Genomic DNA, 780 nt, shown 5'->3' with positions numbered 1-780 from the left:
CGCTTGTGTCTTCCATCAGGCTAAAGTCTGGGGTGAGAGGGGTGGACGGCAAGCTGTCTAATCGCGGTGCCCTTGAGCACGTGTAGGAGCCAAGCTGCCGTCCACTCTTCCCGCTTTGGCCCAAAGCTCGAACAGTTGACTGAGTCCGACCTCGAACAACAAGCGTGAGCCAGGCCAGAGCGCCTCTCACTCTTTAGACTAGAGGCTTTACTCATGTCTGCCTATGCCGGAATAGATGTCTCCAAAGCCACCTTACAGGTGGCGCTATTTCCCACCGCCAGTGATCTTTGCGTGCCGAACACTCCCGAAGGCCTTGCCTGGATCACTGAGCATCTCAACACGTATCAGGTCGAGCAGGTTCTGGTCGAAGCCACCGGCGGCTATGAGAAGCTGTCGGTCAGGCTTCTGGCCAATGCTGGTTTCAAGGTTCAGCGCATCAACCCCGTACGCGCTCGTCAGTTTGCTCTGGCCATGGGCAAACGCGCCAAGACCGATCCGATCGATGCTCGAATGCTGGCGATGTTTGCCTCTGCCCTGTCGGCGAAAGAGCTCGTCAGACCTGATCCCGAGCGCGAAGAGCTGCTCGAGCTGGTCAATCTGCGCGGTAATCTACTTCAGCAACGCGATGACAACCGCAGGCGCCTTCAGCAAGCCAACGTGTCTTATGTGGTGGAAAGCTATCGCGTGCTGGATGACCAATTCAAAGAGATGATCAAAGCGGTCGACAGGCGTATTGACGAACAAGCTCGCCGGGTCGACTGCGAATTGCTGGAACGGTTG

The 780-nt window shown here is 56.8% G+C and carries 1 protein-coding gene; it reads left to right on the top strand.

All coding sequences use genetic code 11. The features are described from left to right. Positions 1–213 precede the first annotated feature (213 nt). Positions 214–780: IS110 family transposase (locus TRP66_RS23440; protein ID WP_333407945.1), on the top strand; the 567-nt coding region annotated here is incomplete at its 3' end.

Source organism: Pseudomonas sp. JDS28PS106 (assembly GCF_036706555.1).
In the GTDB taxonomy this organism is placed as follows: domain Bacteria; phylum Pseudomonadota; class Gammaproteobacteria; order Pseudomonadales; family Pseudomonadaceae; genus Aquipseudomonas.
Note: the sequence above shows the minus strand (reverse complement) of the source record. Positions and strands in the feature narration are given on the sequence as shown.